Raw genomic sequence first — 23,369 nt, 5'->3', positions numbered from 1 at the left:
TCCTCGAAGGGGTTGGCGACGAAGCGGTCGGCGGTCAGGTCGGGCCGGGCGACGTAACCGCGCGCCAGCTGGGTGCCCGCCAGGTACAGCTCACCCGCGACACCCACCGGAACGGGCCGCAGCCGCGAATCCAGCACGTAGACCTCGGTGTTGAACACCGGGGCGCCGATCGGGACGGTGTCGGTGTCGGTGTCGACGACCTCGTGGAAGGTGACGTCGACCGCGGCCTCGGTGGGGCCGTACAGGTTGTGCAGCGCCGCGCCGGTGAGCTCGCGCAACCGGTGCGCGGGCTTGGGCGGCAGCGCCTCACCGGAGGCGAACACCATCCGCAGCGACGCGCAGTGCGCGGCCGCGGCGTCGGCGACGAAGACCGCCAGCATCGACGGCACGAAGTGGGTGACGGTGACGCCCTCGGTGCGGATGATCTCCGCGAGGTAGGCCGGATCGCGATGCCCGTCCGGCTTGGCGACCACCAGGCGAGCACCGATCTGCAAGGGCCAGAAGAACTCCCACACCGACACGTCGAAGGTGGCCGGGGTCTTCTGCAACACGACATCGTCCGCGGTGAGACCGTACTGCGCCTGCATCCACACCAGGCGGTTGACGATCGCGCCGTGGCTCACGGCCACGCCCTTCGGGCGGCCCGTCGAACCCGACGTAAAGATCACGTACGCGGTGTTCGACGGACGCAGCGGGGTGGTGCGGTCCGCGTCGGCGACGCGGGTGTCGGCGTAGCCCTCCAGGTCGAGCAGGTCGATGCGGACCTGCGCGGTGTCGATCTCGAGGTCGGTGCCCGAGGTGAGCACACACACCGGATCGGCCGTCGCCAGAATGTATTCCGTGCGCTCGGCCGGATGATCGGGGTCGAGCGGCACGTAGGCGCCGCCTGCCACGCTCACCGCGTACATGCCGACCACCAGGTCGATCGAGCGGCGCATGCCCAGGGCCACATAGGTTTCCGGGCCGACGCCGCGGTCGATCAGCCAGCGCGCGAGCTGGTAGACCTGTTGGGCGAACTCGGCGTAGGACAGACTCGTCCCCTCGAAGGTGAGGGCGGTGGCCTGCGGGGTCTTCGCCACCTGCGCCTCGAACATCGAGACGAGGGTGGCCCGCTGGTCCACCTCGTGCGCGGTCGCGTTCCACTCGCGCACGACGAGCGCGCGCTCGGCGGCGTCGAGCAGTTCGATATCGCCAACGGCCACACCGGGTTCGGCGGTGATCGCGGTGAGCACCCGGATCAGGCGCTCGGCGATGCGGTACACGGTGGCGGCGTCGAACAGGTCGCTCAGGTAGCCGGCGCGGATGCGCAGCTGGGTGTCGAGCTGGGCGATCAGCGACAGCGGGTAGTGCGTGGCGTCGGCGGCGTCCAGGCCGGTCACGGCCATGCCGTCGATGTCGGCGGCCTGGGCCTTGATGCCCTCGGCGTCGACCGGGTAGGACTCGAAGACCACCAGCGAGTCGAACAGGCCGCCGATGCCTGCCGCCGACTGGATCTCGGCCAGGCCGATGTAGTGGTGGTCGAGCAGGTCGGCCTGCTCGCCCTGGGTGCGGGTGAGCACCTCGCGCACCGACTCGGCGGCGTCGAAGCGCACGCGCACCGGGACCGTGTTGATGAACAGGCCCACCATGGATTCCACGCCGGACAGCTGAGCCGGGCGGCCGGAGACGGTGGTGCCGAACAGCACGTCGTCGCGGCCGGTCATCCGGCCGAGCACGATCGACCAGGCGACCTGCAGCACCGTGTTCGGGGTGACGCCGAGGTCGGCGGCGAGCGCGACCAGGCGCGCCGTGGTCGGCTCGTCCAGGTCGAACAGGTACTCGTCGGACAGAGCCGTGATCTCGCGGCTCGCGTCGGGCCGGGCCAGCAGGGTCGGCTCGGTGACGCCGCGCAGCGCGTCGGACCACGCCGCGACCGACACCGAATGATCCTGCTGGGCAACCCATTCCAGGAAGTGCCGGTACGAGCGGACGGCGGGCAGCGCGCTCGCGTCGCCGTGCAGGGCGTAGAGCGCGAGCAGGTCGCGCATCACCAGCGGGGTCGACCAGCCGTCGAGCAGGATGTGGTGGTTGGACACCGCGAAGCGCCACTCGTGCTCGGCGATGCGGATCAGCGTGAACCGGATCAGCGGCGGCGCGGCCAGGTCGAAGCGGGCGTTGCGGTCGGCCTCGACGAGGTCGGCGAACTCGCCGGTCTCGGTGCGGTCGTGCTCGGTCCACGCGACCTGCGCGTGGTCGAGGACGATCTGCACGGCGTTGCCGTCGCCGTCGGTGACGAACGCGGTGCGCAGGGTCTCGTGCCGGTCGAGCAGGGCCTGGGCGGCGGCGCGCAGACGGGTGGCGTCGACGTGACCGGTCAGCGTCAGGACCGCCTGCGCGGTGTAGACGTCGACCGAGCTGGCGGCCAGGCGGGCGTGGAAGAACAGGCCGGCCTGCAGCGCGGCCAGCGGCCACACCTGGGTCAGCTCGGGGTAGCGCCGCTCCCAGCCGTCGATGTCGCGCTGGGTCGCGCGCACCAGAGCGAAGTCGGACGGGGTGTGCCCGCCCGCGTCGGCCGAGTTGGCATGCCGGGCGACGGCTTCCAGCGCGGCGACCCACAGGTCGGCGAACTCGCGCACCTCGTCGGCGCCGAGCAGGGTGCTCGGGTAGCCGATGTTGGCGCTGAGCTTGTCGCCGACGACGATCGCGTTGACGTCAAGCGGCGCCATGGCGGGCATGTCCGCGTCGTAGGCGCCGCCGAGGGCGGCCAGCTCGGGCGCGGGGATCCAGCCGAAGCCGCGCAGGGCGTCGGGCACGTCGCTGTCGGCGACCCGGCCCAGATAGTTGAAGCTGATCTGACCGGGCAGCTGCGCGGGCAGCTCGGCCGCGGTGTCGGCGTTCATGTACCGCAGCAGGCCGTAGCCGATGCCCTTGTCGGGCACCGCGAGCAGCTGCTCCTTGACGGCCTTGACCGCCTGGCCGACGGCGGGACCACCGGCGAGCGCGGCGTCGATGTCGATGCCCGCCAGGTCGAGGCGGACCGGGAAGATCGCGGTGAACCAGCCGACGGTGCGGGACAGATCGGCGCCGGGCGCGACCTCTTCCTCGCGGCCGTGGCCCTCCAGGCGCACCAGCAGGGCGTCGTCGTCCGGACGCGCGCGATGCCCGCCCGCGACGCGGGTCGAGCGCCACTTGGCCGCGGCCAGCGCCAGCGCGGTCAGCAGACCGTCGTTGACGCCGCCGTGGAACAGCGCCGGAACGGTGGTGAGCAGAGCCTTGGTGACCTCGGCGGACACCTCGACCGGCAGCTTCTCGATGACGCCGGAGACGTCGACGGCCTGGTCCATCGGCCGCTCGGTGAGCAGCGGATCCGGGGTCGCGACGACCTCACGCCAGAAGTCGAGCTCGGCGGTGCGTTCGGGGGCACGGGCCTCGTCGGCCAGCGCGTGCGCCCAGGCCCGCATGGAGGTGGCCGGGGCGACCAGTTCCGGCTGCTGTCCAGCCGACAGCTGACCCCAGGCAGCGACGAAGTCGGGCACCAGGATGCGCCAGGAGACGCCGTCGACCACGAGGTGGTGCGCGACGACGATCAGGCGCCCGGCGCGGGTGGCCTTCGCCGGAGCCGCCGCGGCGGTGCCCGGCAGCGCTCCGGCAGGCGAACCGGTGGCATCGCCGGTCGCGGGCAGCGAGATCGTCGGCGCGGCGCCGTCCTCGGTCGCGGACGGCGAGACCACGCCCGCCGCTGTACTCGCTGCCGGCTCCAGCCACACGAACCGGACGACGACACCCTCAGCCGGATCGAGCAGGTCGAGACTGGCATCCAGTGCGGCGGAAGCGATCTCGACCAGCTCGTCGTCGGTGGCCGAGGCGTCGAAGGTTTTGTGGTCGATCAGCGCGTCGGCGTCGACGGCGCCGACGGGCGCCGTGTCGACGACCCAGCGGCCGTCGACCTGACGCAGGCGCGAGCGCAGCATGTCGTGGCGGTCGATGACCGCGCCGACCGTCGCGGCGATGCCCGCGCGATCGATGCCGACCGGCAACTCCAGCGCCATCGTCTGGTTGAACCGGTCGAACGAGCCGGGCCGCTCGGCCATGAACCGGACGACCGGCGTCAGCGGCATCTCGCCGACGCCGCCGCCGGGCAGCTCGGCCAGCGTCACCGCGGAAGCCGCTGCCACATCGGCGGTTTCGGCGACCGCGGCCAGTCCGGCGACGGTGCGCTGTTCGAAGACGTGGCGCGGGGTGAACAGCACGCCGCGGGCCTTGGCCCTGGAGACGAGCTGGATGGAGACGATCGAGTCGCCGCCGAGGGCGAAGAACGAGTCGTCGACGCCGACCCGCTCGACGCCGAGGACCTCGGCGAAGACCTCGGCGATGGTCTGCTCCAGCGAGGTGCGGGCGGCACGGAAGGTGACCTCGGTGGCGAACACCGGCTCCGGCAGCGCCTTGCGGTCGAGCTTGCCGACCGGGGTCAGCGGCACGTGGTCGATCACCATGATCGACGAGGGCACCATGTAGGCGGGCAGGCGGTCCTCGACGTGCGCGGTCAGTTCCGCCACGTCGATCGAACGGCCCGGCGCGGCAACCACATACGCGACCAGCGAGACCGCGCCCGCGGCGCTCTTGTGGCCGATGGTGGTGGCGAAGTCGACGGTGTCGTGCGCGGCGAGGGCGGAGTCGATCTCGCCCAGTTCGATACGGAAGCCGCGGATCTTCACCTGGAAGTCGGAGCGGCCGACGTATTCGACGGTCCGCTCGGCGGTCCAGCGCACCACGTCGCCGGTGCGGTACATGCGCTCCCCCGGCACGAACGGGTCGGCGACGAACCGGTCGGCGGTGAGCCCGGGGCGAGCGTGGTAGCCGCGCGCCAGCTGGATGCCCGACAGATACAGCTCACCCGCGACACCCACCGGAACGGGCTGGAGCTGGGCGTCCAGGATCAGCGAGCGCATGCCGCGGGTCGGGCCACCGATGGTGACCAGCTCGCCCGGCACCAGCGCGGCGCTGATGTTGGTCATGATCGTGGTCTCGGTCGGGCCGTAACCGTTGTGGAAGGCACGAGTGGTGCCGTCCTCCAAAGGAACCGCCCACTTGCTCACCAGATCAGCGGGCACCGCTTCACCACCGGCGACCAGGACCCGCAGCGAGTCCAGGCCGCTCGGGTCGAAGGTGGCCAGGGCGGCGGGGGTGATGAACGCGTGGGTGACCCGCTCGGTGCGGATCAGCTCGGACAGTTCGTCACCGCCGTAGACGCCGGGCGGCACCACGACGAGCGCGCCGCCGCGGGCCAGCGCCAGCAGCAGCTCGAGGATCGAGGCGTCGAACGAGGGCGAGGCGAAATGCAGTGCGCGGGTATCGGAATCGAGCGCGTAGCGCTGCGCCTGCTCCTCGCCGAAGTTGGCCAGACCGGCGTGGGTGACCACGACGCCCTTGGGCACACCGGTGGAACCGGACGTGTAGATGACGTAGGCGGGCTGCTCGGGCGTGGTCGCCCGGACCAGCTCCGAGTCATCGATCGGACCGCCGTCGAAGGCGTCCAGATCCAGCTCCTCGAGCACCAGCCAGCGCGCCGATTCGGGCAGTCCGTCGCGCACGGAGGCGACGGTCAGGCCGAGCGGCGAACCGGAGTCGGTGACCATGTGCGCGATGCGGTCGGCCGGGTAGGTCGGGTCGACCGGCACGAACGCGGCGCCGGTCTTGGCGACGGCCCAGGCGGCGAACACCGAGTCGGCCGAGCGCGGCACGCCGACGGCGACGAGGTCCTCGGCGCCGATGCCCTCGGCGATCAGCAAGCGCGCCAAGCGGTTCGAGCGCTCGTCGAGCTCGGCGTAAGACACAGCCGTCCCCTGGAACACGACGGCGTCGCCGGTCGGGTTCTGGGCGACGGCCTCGGCCAGCAGCGAGCGCAGGGTGCGGGCGGGCACCGGCGGCTCGCCGACCCGCAGCACCAGATCCGCGCGCTCGTCGGCGTCGAGGACGTCGATCGCGCCGACGGTCACCGAGGCGTCGGCGGCGACGGCCTCGAGCACCCGCTCCCAGCGGGTGGCGATGGCGTCGACGGTGGCCTCGTCGAACAGTTCGGTGGCGTAGTTCAGGGCAAGCGCCATCCCGCCGCTGCCGGGTTCGCCCAGCTCGGACAGGGTGAACTGCAGGTCGAAGCGGGCGACGCTCTCGTCGAGATCGAGCGCCGACACGGCCAGGCCGGGCAGTTCCAGCGTGGTGCGGTCCAGGTTCTGGAAGGCCAGCATCACCTGGAACAGCGGGTTGCGTGACTGCGAGCGCTCGGGCGCGAGCAGCTCGACCAGCCGCTCGAACGGCACGTCGGCATTGCCGTAGGCGTCGAGGTCGGCCTTGCGGGTCTGCTCGAGCAGGTCGGTGAAGGACTCGGCCGGGCGCACGCCGGTGCGCAGCACCAGGGTGTTGACGAACATGCCGACCAGGTCGTCGAGGGCCTGCTCACCACGGCCCGCGATGGGCGTGCCGATGGCGATGTCGTCGGAACCCGACAGGCGCGACAGCAGCACCGACAGCGCGGTGTGCATGACCATGAACAGCGAGGCACCCTGACGGCGCGCCACCTCGTCGAGCCGGGCGATCAGCTCCGGCGCGAGTTCGCGGTGCACGGTGGCCCCGCGATGCGAGGCGACGGCCGGGCGGGGGCGGTCGAACGGCAGGGTCAGCTCGTCGGGGACGCCGGCCAGCTGCTGCTGCCAGTAGCCCACCTGACGCGACAGCACCGAGTCCGCGTCGTCCTCGGTGCCGAGCACCGCGCGCTGCCAGACTGCGAAGTCGGCGTACTGCACCGGCAGCGGCGCCCAGCCGGGCGCGGTGCCCTGGGCCCGCGCGGTGTAGGCGCGCATGACGTCGCGAGTCAGCGGCGCGATCGAGAAGCCGTCGGCCGCGATGTGGTGCACCACGACGACGAGCACGTGTTCGGTCGCGTCGACGCGGAAGAGCCGGGCGCGCAACGGAACCTGTTCGGCCACATCGAAACCGGTGGAGACGAACTCGGTGACGGTCTCGAACAGCTCGTCGGCGGCGACGGCGACCGGACGCAGGTCGAGCGAGATGCGCTCGGCGGCCACGATCTGCTGCACCGGGGTGCCGCCGTGCTCGGGGTAGCGGGTGCGCAGCGACTCGTGCCTGCGCACCAGGTCGGCCAGCGCGAGCGCGAGCGCCTCTGTGTCGAGGTCGCCGGTGAGGCGGATCGCGACGGGCAGGTTGTACGCGGCGGAGGTGGTGTCGTACTTGTTGAGGAACCACATCCGCTGCTGCGCGAACGACAGCGGGACCAGCTCGCCCTCGGTGCGCTCGCGGGCGACCAGCGCCGCGCGCGCGGTGCCGCCGGTGTGCGATTCCACCCTGGCCGCGAGCGCCTCCACCGAGGACGCCTCGAACAGGGCGCGCACCGGCACGGTGGCGCCGAGCGCGGCGCCGATGCGGGCGACCACGCGGGTGGCGATCAGCGAGTTGCCGCCGAGATCGAAGAAGTCGTCGTCGACGCCGACCCGGTCCAGGCCGAGCACGTCGGCGAAGACGGCGGCGACGGCCTCCTGCACCGGGGTGACCGGTGCGCGGAAGGCCCTGGCCTGCACCGCGGGCGCGGGCAGCGCCTTGCGGTCCAGCTTGCCGTTGACGGTCAGCGGGATCCATTCCAGGCGCACCAGGGCGGCCGGGACCATGTAGGCGGGCAGCTGCTCGGCGGCGCCGGCGCGCACGACCTCGAGGTCGGGCTGGGCGTCGCCGTCGGCCACGACGTAGGCGACGATGCGCTGATCGCCCGGCTGGTCCTCGCGCACGATGACCGCGGCCTGGGCGATGCCGGGCTGGGCCAGCACGGCCGCTTCGATCTCACCGAGTTCGATGCGGAAGCCGCGGACCTTCACCTGATCGTCGGCGCGGCCGAGGTATTCGAGTTCCCCGAAACGGTTCCAGCGCGCGAGGTCACCGGAACGGTACAGGCGCGAACCGGCCTGGTTCGGGCCTGCCAGCGGGTTGGCGACGAAGCGGGTGGCCGTCAGGTCGGGGCGGCCGAGGTAGCCGCGCGCCAACTGCGGTCCGGCGACGTACATCTCGCCCGCGACGCCGACCGGCACCGGCCGCAGCCGGTTGTCGAGCACGTACACGCCCAGACCGGCGATCGCCCGGCCCACGACCGAACCGGCCGCGGCGGCAATGGTTTTCGCGTCCAGCGCGCGGAACGACACGTGCACCGTGGTCTCGGTGATGCCGTACATGTTGACCAGCGTCGGCGAGCTGTCGCCGTGGCGGGCCACCCAGTCCGACAGGCGGCGCAGCTCGAGCGCCTCGCCGCCGAAGACCACGTAGCGCAGCGCCAGCGGCGCCAGGCCAGGTCCGGCGTTCCGGTCGGCCTCGGCGAGCTGGTAGAACGCCGACGGCGTCTGGTTGAGCACCGTCACCTGCTCGACGCGCAGCAGTTCCAGGAACTGCTCCGGCGAGCGCGAGGTGTAGTAGTCGACGACCACGAGCGAGCCGCCGAACAGCAGCGGACCCCACAGCTCCCACACCGAGAAGTCGAACGCGTAGGAGTGGAACAGCGTCCACACATCGCGCGGGCCGAAGCCGAAGTCGCGGTCGGTGTTGGCGAACAGGCGCACCACATTGCGGTGCGCGACCGCGACGCCCTTGGGGCGGCCGGTCGAACCGGAGGTGTAGATGACGTAGGCGACGTTGTCCGGCGACAGCGGCGCCAGGCGGTCGGCGTCGGTCACCGGCAGGTCGTCGGCGTCCTCGACGTTGCCGGTCTCCACGGCGAAGCCGTCGAGCACCACCGAGGGCAGGTGCGCCGGAACCGTCACCTGCACCGTGGAATCCAGCACGACGCTGGTCGGCCGGGAGTCCTCGAGCACGTAGGCGATGCGCTCGGCCGGGTAGGTCGGGTCGACGGGCACGTAGCCCGCGCCGGTCTTGACGACCGCGAGCAGCGCGACGACGAGGTCGAGCGAGCGCGGCAGGATCACCGCGACCAGTGATTCCGGTCCGGCGCCGTCGGCGATCAGCCTGCGCGCCAGCACATTCGCGCGCCGGTCGAGCTCGGCGTAGGTCAGCGATTCCATGCCGAACTTGGCGGCGATGCGGTCCGGGTGGGCCGCGGCCGCCGCGTCGAACAGGTCGACCAGCGTGGTGTGCTTGTTGCCGAACAGGCCGCGCCGGTAGCCGGCGGGCGTGCTGGCGTCGTGGATCACCGGCAGCCCGATGGCGTCGGCGCCGGAGGACACCCAGCGCTGCGCCACATCGCGCTGTTCGGCCTCGCCGAGCAGGTCGATGTCGCCGACGATCACGTCCGGGTTCTCGGCGACGCCGCGCAGCACGCGCACCAGCCGGTCGCCGAAGGCGGCGACGGTCTCGGCGTCGAACAGATCGGTGGCATAGTTCCACGACATGGCCAGCGAACCGTCGGCGGCCTCGCCCACGGTGAGCTGGATGTCGAATTTCGCTGTGCCCGGGTCGAAGTCGACGACATCGAGGTCGAGACCGGGCAGCGCGACGGTGCCGGTGTCGGCGGCGGTGGCCGCCTCGAAGGTGAGCGCCACCTGGAACAGCGGGTGGTGCGCCTGAGACCGGGTGGGGCTGAGCACGTCGACGAGGCGTTCGAACGGCACGTCGGCATTGGCGAAGGCCGACAGGTCCACCTTGCGGACCTGGTCGAGCAGTTCCCCGAAGCTCGCGCCGAGATCGACCTCGCTGCGCAGCACCAGGGTGTTGACGAACATGCCGACGAGGTCGTCGAGCGCACGCTCGCCACGGCCCGCGATCGGGGTGCCGATGGCGATGTCGGTGCTGTTGGACAGGCGCGCCGCCCAGGTGGCCAGCGCCGCGTGCATCACCATGAACAGCGTGACGCCGCGCGCGCGGGCGATCTCGGTCAGCGCGGTGTGCAGCTGGGCATCGACCGAGAAGCGGTACAGGTCACCGGCATTGGTGGCGATCTCGGGGCGCGGGCGGTCGGCGGGCAGCTCGAGCTGATCGGGCAGATCGCGCAGCTGTTCGGTCCAGTAGCCGAGCTGGCTCGCGGCCACCGACTCCGGATCGGCCTCGTCGCCGAGCACCTCGCGCTGCCACAGCGTGTAGTCGGCGTACTGCACCTCGAGCGGCGCCCAGGCGGGCACCTCGCCGCGCACGCGCTCGGTGTAGGCCACCACCACGTCGCGCAGCAGCGGGCGCAGCGAGAAGCCGTCACCGCTGATGTGGTGCATGACCAGCACGGCGACGTGCGTCCGCTCGTCTACGCGGAGCAGGGTGGCGCGGAAGGGCACCTCGCGGGTGACGTCGAAGTGCACGGTGGCCAGGTCGATGACCCGTGCGGTGACCTCGCTCGCGGCGACCGGCTGGGCGGGCAGCGCGAAGCGGACCTCGTCGACCGGCATGACCTGCTGGAAGCCGGCGCCCTCGATCTCGGGGTAGAAGGTGCGCAGCGACTCGTGCCGCGCCATCACGTCGGCGACGGCGGATTCCAGTGCGGCCGTGTCGAGTTCACCGGTGAGCCGGATGGCGACCGGGATGTTGTTGACGGCGGTGTTGTGGTCGAAGCGGTTGAGGAACCACATCCGCTGCTGGGCCTGCGAGAGCGGGACCAGCTCGGGACGCGGGCGCGGCTCGAGCGGGACGCGCCCGCCGCGGCCGGTGGCGGTCTCCACGCGGGTGGCCAGCGCGGCCACGGTGGAGGCCTCGAACAGCGCGCGCAGCGGCACCTGGGTGTCGAGCGCCTCGGACAGGCGCGCGGCGACCCTGGTGGCGACGAGCGAGTTGCCGCCGAGCTCGAAGAAATCGTCGTCGAGACCCACCTGACCGGCGCCGAGGACCTCGGCGAAGGTGGCGGCCACGATCTGCTGCACCGGGGTGACCGGCGCCTGGAAGGTGCGCGCGGCGAACACCGGCGCGGGCAGCGCCTTGCGGTCGAGCTTGCCGGAGGCGTTGAGCGGGAAGGCGTTGAGCACCATGAACGCCGCGGGCACCATGTACACCGGCAGTTCGGCGCTCAGCGCGGCCTTGACCGCGTCGGTGTCGACGGTGGCGCCGGTCTCCGGGATGACGTAGGCGACCAGCTGGTCGCCGGTGCGCTCGTCGGCGCGCACGACGACCACCGACTGCGCGATGCTCGGCTGCGCGGTGAGCGCGGACTCGATCTCGCCCAGCTCGATGCGCAGACCGCGCAGCTTCACCTGGAAGTCGGTGCGGCCCAGGTATTCCAGCTCGCCGTCGGCGGTCCAGGTGACGAGGTCACCGGTGCGGTACATACGCTCGCCGGGCGCGAACGGATCGGCCACGAAGCGGTCCATGGTGAGGTCGGCGCGGCCGACGTAACCGTGGGCCAGCTGCACGCCCGCCAGATACAGCTCACCCGCGACACCCACCGGAACGGGCCGCAGGCGCGCGTCCAGCACGTAGAGCCGGGTGTTGAACACGGGGGCGCCGATCGGCACCGTGTCGGTGTCGGCGTCGGTGACCTCGTGATAGGTCACGTCGACAGCGGCCTCGGTGGGGCCGTACAGGTTGTGCATCGCGGCGCCGGTCAGCTCGCGCAGGCGCTGCGCGGTCGGCGCGGGCAGCGCCTCACCTGAGGCGAACACATTGCGCAGCGAGACACACTCGGCGGCAAGGGGTTCGGTGACGAACACGGCCATCATCGACGGCACGAAGTGCACGGTGGTGACCTGCTCGGCCGCGATCAGGCGGGCCAGGTAAGCCGGGTCGCGATGCCCGTCCGGCTTGGCGACCACCAGGCGCGCGCCGACCTGCAGCGGCCAGAAGAACTCCCACACCGACACGTCGAAGGTGGCCGGGGTCTTCTGCAGCACCACATCGTCGGCGGCCAGCCCGTAGGCGGCGTGCATCCAGACCAGCCGGTTGACGATGGCGGCATGGCTCACCGCGACGCCCTTGGGGCGGCCGGTCGAACCGGAGGTGAAGATGACGTAGGCGGTGTTGTCCGAACGCAGCGGGCGATGCCGGTCGGCATCGGTGACCGGCTCGGCCGACTGGCCGGACAGGTCGAGCTGGTCGATGCGCACCTCGCGTCCGCCCGCGGCGGGCAGGCTCTCGCCCGCGGTCAGCACGCACACCGGCTGCGCGGTGTCGAGGATGTGCTCGATGCGCTCGGCCGGGTGATCGGGGTCCAGCGGCACGTACGCGCCACCGGCGGCGGACACGGCGTACATGCCGACCAGCAGGTCGATCGAGCGCCGCATGCCGAGGGCCACATAGGATTCCGGTCCGACGCCGGCGTCCTTGAGCCAGCGCGCCAGCTTGCGCACGCGGACCGCGAACTCGGCGTAGGACAGACTCGTCCCCTCGAAGGTGAGCGCGGTCGCGTCGGGCGTGCGCGCGACCTGCGCCTCGAAGAGAGCGTTGAGGGTGGCCGGATCGTCGTCACTGGGGGTGCTCAGCGCGGCGTCGACGGCGAATTCGGTGTCGTTCCAGCGGTCGAGCACCAGGGTGCGCTCGGCGGCGTCGAGCAGTTCGATGTCGCCGACGGCGACCGTCGGATCGGCGACGACACCCTCGAGCACGCGCAGCAGGCGCGCGCCGAACGACGCGGCGTAGCCTGCGTCGAAAAGGTCGGTGGCGTAGACGAGTTCGGCGTCGAGGTGGCTGTCGCCCTCGGCCGGGACCTCGCTGAGCGCGAGCTGCAGGTCGAATTTGGCCACGTGCTGGTCGATGCCCAGCTCGGAGACGGTCAGGCCGGGCAGTTCCAGGGTGGTGCGGCCCAGGTTCTGGAACGAGAGCATCACCTGGAACAGCGGGTGGCGCGACTGCGAGCGCGCCGGGTTGAGCACCTCGACGAGGCGCTCGAACGGCACGTCGGCGTGCGCGAAGGCCGCCAGATCGTTCTCGCGGACCTGGCCGAGCAGCTCGGTGAAGCGGGCGGCCGGATCGACCTGGGCGCGCAGCACCAGGGTGTTGACGAACATGCCGACCAGGTCGTCGAGCGCCTGCTCGCCACGACCGGCCACCGGGATGCCGACGGCGATGTCCTCGGTGCCCGACAACCGCGACAGCAACGCGGCGAAGGCGCTGTGCACCACCATGAACAGCGTGGTGCCGTGTTCGTGGGCGACCCGGTTGAGCGCGTCGACCAGCTCGCCCGGCACCTCGAAGCGGTGCGTACCCGCCTGGTAGGTGGCCTGCGCCGGGCGCGACTTGTGGCCCAGGCGCAGCTCGTCGGGCAGGTCGGCCAGCGCACCGCGCCAGTAGTCGAGCTGCTCGGAGATCAGCGAGGTGGGATCGGTCTCGTCGCCGAGGGTCTCGCGCTGCCACAGCGCGTAGTCGACGTACTGGATGGCCAGCGGCGGCCAGCCCGGCTCGGCGTTGCCGGTGCGGGCGACGTAGGCGGTCATCAGGTCGCGCACCAGCGGGCGCAGCGAGAAGCCGTCGGCGGCGATGTGGTGGACCACCATCACCAGCACGTGCTCGCGCTCGCTCAGCTCGTAGACGCGCAGGCGCACCGGCGCGTGCGCGGTGACGTCGAAACCGCGGCGGGCGAACTCGTACAGCGAGGTCGCCATGTCGGTCTCGTCGGCCTCGACGAGTTCGAGCTCGGGGATGGAAACGGCAGCGGCCAGCACCTTCTGGTAGGCGGTGCCGTCGTGCGAGGGGTAGACCGTGCGCAGCGATTCGTGCCTGGCGATCACGTCGGCGACCGCGCCGCGCAGGGCGGGCAGGTCGAGCAGGCCCTGCAGGCGGACCGCGACCGGGATGTTGTAGGTGCCCGCGTCACCGTTGTCGCCCAGGTCGAAGCGGTTGAGGAACCACATCCGCTGCTGGGCCAGCGACAGCGGCGGATGCTCCGGCCGCGGTCGGGCGGTGAGCTCGGCGCGCACGCCGGTGCCCGCGTGCGACTCCACCCGCGCGGCGAGCGCGCCGACGGTGGGCGCCTCGAACAGGGTGCGCACGCCCACCTCGGCGTCGAGTGCCTTGCTCAGGCGGGCCGCGACCTGGGTGGCGACCAGCGAGTTGCCGCCGAGGGCGAAGAAGTCGTCGTCCACGCCCACGCGCTCGGCGCCGAGCAGATCGGCGAAGATCTCGGCCACGATCTCCTCGATCGGGGTCGAGGGCGCCCGGAACACCTTGGCCTCGAACACCGGCGCGGGCAGCGCCTTGCGGTCGAGCTTGCCGGAGGCGTTGAGCGGGAACTCGTCGAGCACCACCAGCGCCGAGGGCACCATGTAGGCGGGCAGCTCGTCGGCCAGCCCGGCCTTGACCGCGGTGACGTCGATGCTCGAATCCGCTTCGGGCACCAGGTAACCGACGAGCTGGTCACCGGCGTGCGCGTCGGCGCGCACCACGACGACCGACTGCGCGACGCCCGGCTGGGCCAGCAGCGTCGCCTCGATCTCGCCGAGCTCGATGCGCAGACCGCGCAGCTTCACCTGGAAGTCGGTGCGGCCCAGGTAGTTCAGTTCCCCGTCGCGCGTCCAGGTGACGAGGTCGCCGGTGCGGTACATCCGCGAACCGGCGGCGCCGTACGGGTTGGCGACGAAACGGTCGGCGGTGAGGTCGGCCCGGTTCAGGTAGCCGACGGCGAGCTGATCGCCCGCCAGGTACAGCTCACCCGCGACACCGGGTGCCACCGGGTGCAGGCGCGAATCCAGCACGAACACCTTGGTGTTCCACACCGGGCGACCGATCGGCACCGACTCCACGTCGGTGTCGACGACCTCGTGATAGGTGACGTCGACCGCGGCCTCGGTGGGGCCGTACAGGTTGTGCAGGCGCGCGCCGGTGAGCTCGCGCAGGCGCTGCGCGGTGGGCGCGGGCAGCGCCTCACCGGAGGCGAACACCTGGCGCAGGCGCACCGCGTCGCCGTTGCCGTTGTTGCCGAGGGTGGACACGAACACCGACAGCATCGACGGCACGAAGTGCGCGGTGGTGATGTGGCGTTCGGCGATGATCTGCGCCAGGTACACCGGATCGCGGTGGCCGTCGGGCTTGGCCACGACCAGGCGCGCGCCGGTCTGCAAGGGCCAGAAGAACTCCCACACCGACACATCGAAGGTGGCGGGGGTCTTCTGCAGCACGGCGTCGGCGGCGTCGATCGGGTACTCGTGCTGCATCCACAGCAGGCGGTTGACGATCGCCGCGTGATCGACGGCCACGCCCTTGGGGCGGCCGGTCGAGCCCGAGGTGAAGATCACGTAGGCGGTGTCGGCGGGCCGCAGCGGACGGACCCGGTCGGCATCGGCGATCGGCGCGCCGCTGAAATCGGCGGGCAGCTCGATGTTCTCGACCGCGACGACGGTCACGCCGTCGGCGTCGAACGCGTCGCGGCGGCTGGTGAGGACCAGGCTCGGCGCGGCGGTCTCGAGGATGTGGCCGATGCGGTCGGCGGGCTGGTCCGGGTCGAGCGGCACGTACGCCGCGCCCGTCTGCAGCACCGCGTACATGGCGACGACCAGTTCGGTGGAACGCCGGATCGCCAGCGCCACATGGTCGCCGGGGCCGACGCCGTCGGCGATGAGCTTGCGGGCGATGCGGTTGGCCCGCTCCTGCAGATCGCGGTAGGTCAGTTCCTCCTGCTCGAAGACCAGCGCGACGGCGTCGGGGGTCCGCTCGACCTGCGCGTCGAACAGCGAGACCAGGGTGCCCGCGGGCACCTCACGCGCGGTGTCGTTCCAGTCGACGAGGACCTGGGCGTGCTCCTCGGGCGCGAGCAGATCGATGTCGCCGACCGCCACCTCGGGATCGGCGGCGATCGCGGCGAAGATGTTGTCCAGCCTGCGCGCGAACGCGGCGACCGTGGACTCCTCGAAAAGGTCACGCGCGTAGGAGAACTCGGCCGACATGCCGCCGGCCTCGCCGTCGGTGTCCTGCACCTCGGTGAGGGTGAGCTGCAAATCGAACTTGGCGAGCTGGGAGTCGTAGTCGATGCCGCTCACCGACAGACCCGGCAGTTGCAGCGAGGCCTGCTTGTTGTTCTGGAACGACAGCATCACCTGGAACAGCGGATGACGCGCCTGCGACCGCGGCGGGTTGAGCACCTCGACGAGCCGCTCGAACGGCACGTCGGCGTGCGCGAACGCCTGCAGGTCGGTCTCGCGGGCCTGGTCGAGCAGGGTCGCGAACGGCGTGGCGCCCTCGACCTGCGAACGCAGCACCAGGGTGTTGACGAACATGCCGACCAGGTCGTCGAGCGCCTGGTCGCCACGGCCTGCCACCGGGGTGCCGATGGCGATGTCGCTGGTGCCGCTGGCCCTGGCGAGCAGCACGGCCAGCGCGCTGTGCATGACCATGAACAGCGACGCGTTGTAGCGGCGGCCCAGTTCCACCAGGGCGCGCTGGGTCTCGCCGGAGATGACGAAGCTGTAGGTGCCGCCGCGGTAGGTCGCCACCGGCGGGCGCGGGTGATCGGCGGGCAGCACCAGCTCGTCGGGCAGATCGGCGAGTTCGCGTGTCCAGTAGTCGATCTCGGAGGAGATCAGCGACTGCGGGTCGTCCTCGGAGCCGAGCACCTCGCGCTGCCACAGCGCGTAATCGGCGTACTGGACCGGCAGTTCGGCCCAGGTCGGCGCCTCCCACGAGGTGCGCGCGGCGTAGGCCACGATGACATCGCGCGACAGCGGCGCCATCGACCAGCCGTCGGCGGAGATGTGGTGCACCACCATGCCGAGCACGTACTCGGTCTCGCTGATCTCGAAAAGCCTTGCGTGCAGCGGCACTTCGCTGGTCACGTCGAAGGCCATCGAGGCCAGGTCGATCAGGTGGTCGATGAGGTTGTCCTCGGTGACCCGGTACGGCGTCAGGTCGGGGACGATCTGCGCGGCGTCGAGCACCACCTGCACCGGGCCGCTGCCCGACTCGGGGAACACGGTGCGCAGCGACTCGTGCCGATCGATCACGTCGATGACGGCGACCTGCAGCGCGGCCACGTCGAGCTCGCCGGACAGGCGGATGGCGACCGGGATGTTGTTGACCGCGGAGGCCGTGTCGAAACGGTTCAGGAACCACATGCGCTGCTGGGCCAGCGACAGCGGCACCCGCTCGGGCCGCTCGCGGGCCACCAGCGCCTTGCGGGCGCCGTCACCGGCCTGCGATTCCACCCGCGCGGCCAGCGCCGCGACGGTCGGGGCCTCGAACAGCATGCGCACCGGGACCCTGGTGTCCAGGGCGATGCCGATGCGGGAGGCGACCTGGGTGGCGATCAGCGAGTTGCCGCCCAGCTCGAAGAAGTCGTCCTCGACACCGACGCGCGAGAGTTCGAGCACGTCGGCGAAGACCTGGGCCACGATCTGCTCGATCGGGGTGGTCGGGGCGCGGAACTCGCGCACCTCGAACACCGGCGCCGGCAGCGCGCGCCGGTCGAGCTTGCCGTTGACGGTCAGCGGGACCGCGGCGAGCACCATGATCGACGAGGGCACCATGTACGCCGGAAGGCGCTGCGCCACATGGTCGGTCAGTTCGGCGATGTCGATCGAGCGGCCGGGCACGGCCACCACGTAGGACACCAGCGAGGTGCTGCCGCCCTTGTTCTTGTGCCCGATGCTGACCGCGAAATCGACGGTCTCGTGCGAGGCCAGCGCGGAGTCGATCTCGCCGAGCTCGATACGGAAACCGCGGACCTTCACCTGGAAGTCGGAGCGGCCGACGTATTCGACATTGCGGTCGGCGGTCCAGCGCACCACGTCACCGGTGCGGTACATCCGCTGGCCGGGCGCGTACGGGTTGGCCACGAAGCGGTCGGAGGTGAGCGCGGGGCGCGCGTGGTAGCCGCGCGCCATGCCGATGCCGCCGATGTAGAGCTCACCGGCCACGCCCACCGGTACCGGGCGCAGGCGGTCGTCGAGGATCAGCGTGTGCACGCCGCGGATCGGGCCGCCGATGACGACCCGCTCGCCGGGGATCAGGCCCTCGGACAGGTTGGAGGCGATGGTGGTCTCGGTGGGGCCGTAGACGTTGCCGAGCATGCGGCGCGAGCCGTCGGGCAGGGGCACCGCCCACTTGCTCACCAGCTCCGGCGGGACCGCCTCGCCACCGGCCGCGAGCACCCGCAGGTGATCGAGGCCGCGGGCGTCGAAGGTGGCCAGCGCGGCCGGGGTGACGAAGGCGTGGGTGACCTCCTCGGTGATGAGGATGTCGCGCAGTTCCTCACCGCCGTACACGCCGGGCGGAACCACGACCAGGGTGCCGCCGCGGCCGATCGCGAGCAGCATCTCGAGCACCGACGCGTCGAACGACGGCGAGGCGAAATGCAGTGCGCGGGTGTCGGAGTCGAGGGAGTACAGGTCGATCTGCTCGGCGCAGAAGTTGGCGACGCTGGCATGGGTCACCACGACGCCCTTGGGCACACCGGTGGAACCGGAGGTGTAGATCAGGTAGGCGGGCTGGGCCGGATCGGTCGGGCGCACCAGCTCGCGCGGGGCCAGCGGGGCGTCGGAGAGGTGGTCCAGGTCGATGTCGTCGATCTCGAGCCAGCTCACCGTGGTCGGTAGCTCGGCGGCCTCGGCGGCCACCGTGATACCCACGGACACACCGGCATCGGTGATCATGTGCGCGATGCGATCGGCCGGGTAGTTCGGGTCGACGGGCACGTACGCGGCGCCGGTCTTGGCCACCGCCCACACCGCGAGCACCGACTCGAACGAGCGCGGCACCGCGACCGCGACGAAGTCCTCCGCACCGAGACCCTGCTGGATCAGCAAGCGCGCCAACTGGTTCGAGCGGCGATCCAATTCGCCGTAGGAGACAGCTGCCCCCTCGAACACCACGGCGGTCGCCTCGGTGTCGCGGGCGGCCTGGGCCATCAGCTGCGGCAGGGTGCGCGCGACCGCGGCGGGGGCGCCGTAGCGGTTGACCAGGTCGGTGCGCTCGGCGTCGTCGAGGACGTCGATGGTGCCGACCGTGACGGCCGGGTCGGCCAGGATCGCGTCGAGCACGCGCCGCCAGCGCAGCAGCAGTTCCTCGACGGTCGACTGGTCGAACAGGTCGACGGCGTAGGTGAGCACGCCGGTCATGCCCGACAGCGAGCCGCTGCCGGTGTGCTCCTCGGTGAGCGTCCACTGCAGGTCGAACTTGGCCATGTCGACCTCGACCTCGTCGGCGTCGACCGACAGGCCGGGAAGCTCCAGGGTGCCGTGCGACATCTCCTGGAACGACAGCACCACCTGGAACAGCGGGTGCCGCGCCTGCGAGCGCGAGGGGTTGAGCACGTCGACGAGCCGCTCGAACGGCACATCGGCGTTGGCGAACGCGCTCAGATCCGTTTCGCGTGTGCGCGCGAGGAATTCGCTGAACGGCTGGGTGGGGTCGACGTCGGAGCGCAACACCAGGGTGTTGACGAACATGCCGATCAGGTCGTCGAGCGCCTGCTCGCCACGACCCGCGATCGGGGTACCGACGGCGATGTCGGTGGTGCCCGACAGGCGCGCGAGCAGCACGGCCAGCGAGGCGTGCATGACCATGAACAGCGTGACGCCGTTGGCGCGGGCCAGCGCCGCCAGCTGCTCGTGGGTCTCGGTGTCGATCTCGAAGCCCACCCGGGCGCCGCGGAAGCTCTGCTGCTGCGGGCGCGGGCGGTCGCTGGGCAGGTCGAGCTGGTCGGGCAGTCCGTCCAGCGCGCGCTGCCAGTAGTCGAGCTGGCGCGCGGCCATCGACTCCGGATCGCTCTCGGCGCCGAGCAATTCGCGCTGCCACAGCGTGTAGTCGCGGTACTGCACCGGCAGCGGCGCCCAGCCCGGCGCCTCGCCCGCCGAGCGGGCCAGGTAGGCGGTGGCGACGTCGCGGGCCAGCGGACCGAAGGAGAAACCGTCGGCCGCGATGTGGTGGACGACGAAGGCGACCGCGAATTCCGGTGTGCCGTTCGTGGTTCCGCCGGTGACCTGGTAGATCCGCACGCGGATCGGCAGTTCCAGGGTGACGTCGAAACCGGTGGAGGCGAAGGTGATCAGCTCGTCGCGCAGCAGCGACTGATCGATCGGGGTCACCGTGATGCCGAGATCGAACTCGTCGGCGCCCAGGACCTGCTGGTAGCCGCCGTCGGCGTCGGGGAACACCGTGCGCAGCGACTCCTGGCGCACGACCACATCGTCGAGCGCGGCGATCAGCGCGTCGACATCGACGCGGCCCTTCATCCGCACCACGAACGGCAGGTTGTAGGTGGGCGCGGTGGGATCGAACTGGTTGATGAACCACATCCGCTGCTGCGCCAGCGACAGCGGCACCTGCTCGGGATGCGGCTGGGCCACCAGCGGCGGCCGGGTCGAAACGTCCGACGGCGCAGCGGCTTCCGCGCGGGCGGCGAGCCCGGCGACCGTCGGGGTCTCGAACAGCGCGCGCACGCCGAGCTGGATGGCGAAGGCGGCGCCGATGCGGGCCACCACCTGGGTGGCGACCAGCGAGTTGCCGCCGAGTTCGAAGAAGTTGTCGTCGGCGCCGACCCGCTCCTGGGAGAGCACGTCGGCGAAGATGCCGGCCACGATCTGCTCGGCCGGGGTCCGCGGCGCGCGGAAATCGCCCGCGGCGGCGGTGAACACGGGCTCGGGCAGGGCCTTGCGGTCCAGCTTGCCCGAGGTGTTGAGCGGGAACGCGTCGAGCACCATGATCGACGCGGGCACCATGTAGGTGGGCAGCTTCTCGGCGACGAACCTGGTCAGCGTCGCCGGATCGGCGGACTGGCCGGGTGCGGGCACCACATAGGCCACCAGCTGCTGACCGGTGGCGGTGTCGACCACCAGCACCGCGGCCTGGCTCAGGCTGGGATGGGCGAGCAGGTCGGTCTCGATCTCGCCGAGCTCGATGCGCTGGCCGCGGAACTTCACCTGGAAGTCGGTGCGGCCGATGTACTCCAGGACGCCGTCGGCGTTCCAGCGCACCAGGTCACCGGTGCGGTACATGCGTTCGCCGGGCGCGCCGACCGGGTTGGCGACGAAACGATCCGAGGTCAGGTCGGGGCGGCCGCGGTAGCAGCGGGCCAGCTGACGGCCCGCCAGGTACAGCTCACCCGGTGCGCCGATCGCGGCCGGGCGCAGCCGCGAATCCAGCACGTACACTTCGACATTCCACTCGGGGATACCGATCGGCACCGTCACGGTGTCGGCCTCGGTGGCCTCCCAGTAGGTGACCGAGACCGCGGCCTCGGTCGGGCCGTACAGGTTGTGCAGACCGGCGGTGGAGATGGCCCGCAGACCGGCGGCGGTCTCCGGCGGCAGTGCCTCACCGATCACGAAAACCGCACGCAGAGTTGCGCATTGGGCCTGCGTGGCGTGCGCGACGAAGACCGTCAGCATGGACGGGACGAAGTCCGTCACGGTGACGCCGTGCCGCTGGATCATGTCCGCCACGTAGAGCGGATCGCGGTGACCGTCCGGCGAGGCGATGACCAGCTTCGCGCCGACCATGAGCGGCAGGAAGTAGCCCCACAGCGACACGTCGAAGGTGGTGGCCGTCTTCTGCAGGTAGACGTCGTCGGCGGTCAACCGGTACTCGTCGAGCATCCACAGCTCTTGGTTGACGATCGCGTGATGGGTCACCGCGACGCCCTTGGGGCGGCCGGTCGAGCCCGAGGTGTAGATCACGTAGGCCGTGTTGTCCGGGCGCAGCGGCGCCAGGCGCTCGGCGTCGGTGATCGGGGTGTCGGCGAACGCGCTGGTGTCGAGGGTGTCCAGCTCGACCCTGGCGACGGTGTCGGGCAGGTCGAGCTCGTCACCGGTGGTGGTGAGCACGCAGACCGGTGCTGCGGACTCGAGGATGTAGGCCGTGCGATCGGCCGGATGATCCGGGTCGATCGGCACGTACGCGCCGCCGGCCTTCAGCACCGCGTGCATGCCGATCACCAGGTCCAGCGAGCGGCGCATGCCGAGCGCGACCAGCGACTCCGGGCCGACGCCGTCGGCGATCAGGAACCGGGCCAGCCGGTTCACCTTCGCGCCGAACTCGGCGTAGGTGAGGGTGTCGCCCTCGAAGTCGAGCGCGATGGCGTCCGGGGTGCGCGGGATCTGCGCGTCCAGCAGCGCGGGCAGCGTGGTGGCGGGCACCTCGTGCGCCGAGTCGTTCCACTCGGTCAGCGAGCGCTCCAGCTCGGCGGCGCCGGTGACCGGCAGGCTCCACACCGGCGCCTCGGCGGCGGCGGCGAGAAAACGGTCGAAGAACTCCAGGAAGCGAGCGTGGTGGGTGCGCGCGTCCTGCGCCGAGTACAGGTTCGGGTTGGTCTCGAAGTCGATGTGCGAGCGGGTGCCGCCGTGCGACTGATAGAAGTTGACGCCCAGGTCTTCGATCGAGCCGGTGGAGAGCACGTTGAGGGTGCCGTCCATCTCGCCGAAGCGCAGCGCGTTGTCGAACAGCATGATGTTGACCCACGGGCCGAAGAACTCCGTGGCGACCATGCCGTCGCCCGCCGCGTCACGGCGGATGTCCTCGTGCCGGTAACGCTGATGACGCAGGGCGCCCGACACCTCGGTGGTGACCGAGCGCAGCAGCTCGGCGACGGTGGTGTCGTGCCCGACGCGCAGGCGCAGCGGGACGATGTTGGAGGTCACACCGCCCGAGCGGCGCATCACGGCCGTGGTGCGGCCGGTGACGGGCAGGCTCAGGATCACGTCGGAGGTGCCGGTGATCTGCGCCAGGTAGGCGGCGAAGCCCGCGATCAGCAGCGGTGCCGAGGTGGTGTCGTGGCGCTCGATGGCCTCGCTGAACAGCGCGTCCTGCGCCGGGCTCAGCGCCGCGCTGGTGACATCGTTGACCGGCGACGGCGGCGCCGAACGACCGGTGAGGCTGCTGCCCTCTTCCAGCCCGGCGACGCGCTGGGCCCAGTGCGCCTTGTCGGTCTCGAACCGGGAGCTCTCGCGGTAGGCGATCTCCGAGTCGTAGAGGGTGCGCAGATCGGTGGCCTTGCCCGCAGGCGCCTCGGTGCCGGTGACCGCCGCGGTGTAGAGCTGTGCCGTGCGGTTGACGAAGTTGTTGGCGCCGAAGCCGTCGAGCACGATGTGGTGCACGCGGGCGTACCAGTACCAGCGCTCGTCCTCGAGCTGCAGCGCCGCCGCCTGCACGAGACGGTCGTTGACGATGTCGAGCGGACGGCTGTACTCGCGCCGCATCCACTCCGCCGCCGCGGCCTCCGGATCGGCCTCGCCGCGCAGGTCGACGTAGATCAGGGTGTCGTCGAGGGTGAGGTCGACGGTCTGCATCGGCTCGCCGTCGATCTCGACGATGCGCAGGAACGGCGACTGCTGCTCGGCACCCGCCGCGGAGCTGGCGCGCTCGAGGGTCGGCACGTCGAGGCGGCCGCGCAGGTCGACGTACTGGGCGATGTTGATCGGCACCTGTGGGTCGACGTGCTGCGCGTACCAGATACCCAGCTGAGCGGGCGAGAGCGGGAAGTACTCCGCAGAGTCTCCACGTCCGTCACCAGTTTCGCCGTTTCCGCCGAAATCCAGCCGGTCCAA

Annotated in this window: 1 protein-coding gene (running past one end of the window); it reads right to left on the bottom strand. The window is 71.2% G+C overall.

Going from position 1 to position 23,369, the window contains the following annotated elements; all coding sequences use genetic code 11:
- On the bottom strand, positions 1 to 23,369 hold the 5' portion of the coding sequence (locus tag DFR69_RS22825; RefSeq protein ID WP_110039670.1) for a non-ribosomal peptide synthase/polyketide synthase. The gene continues 20,707 nt to the left of window position 1, outside the view; the window shows 23,369 of its 44,076 coding nt (coding positions 1–23,369); the start codon lies at positions 23,367 to 23,369; its stop codon lies off the left edge, out of view.

Origin of the sequence: Nocardia neocaledoniensis (assembly GCF_003182135.1) — a bacterium.
Taxonomy (GTDB): domain Bacteria; phylum Actinomycetota; class Actinomycetes; order Mycobacteriales; family Mycobacteriaceae; genus Nocardia; species Nocardia neocaledoniensis.
Note: the sequence above shows the minus strand (reverse complement) of the source record. Positions and strands in the feature narration are given on the sequence as shown.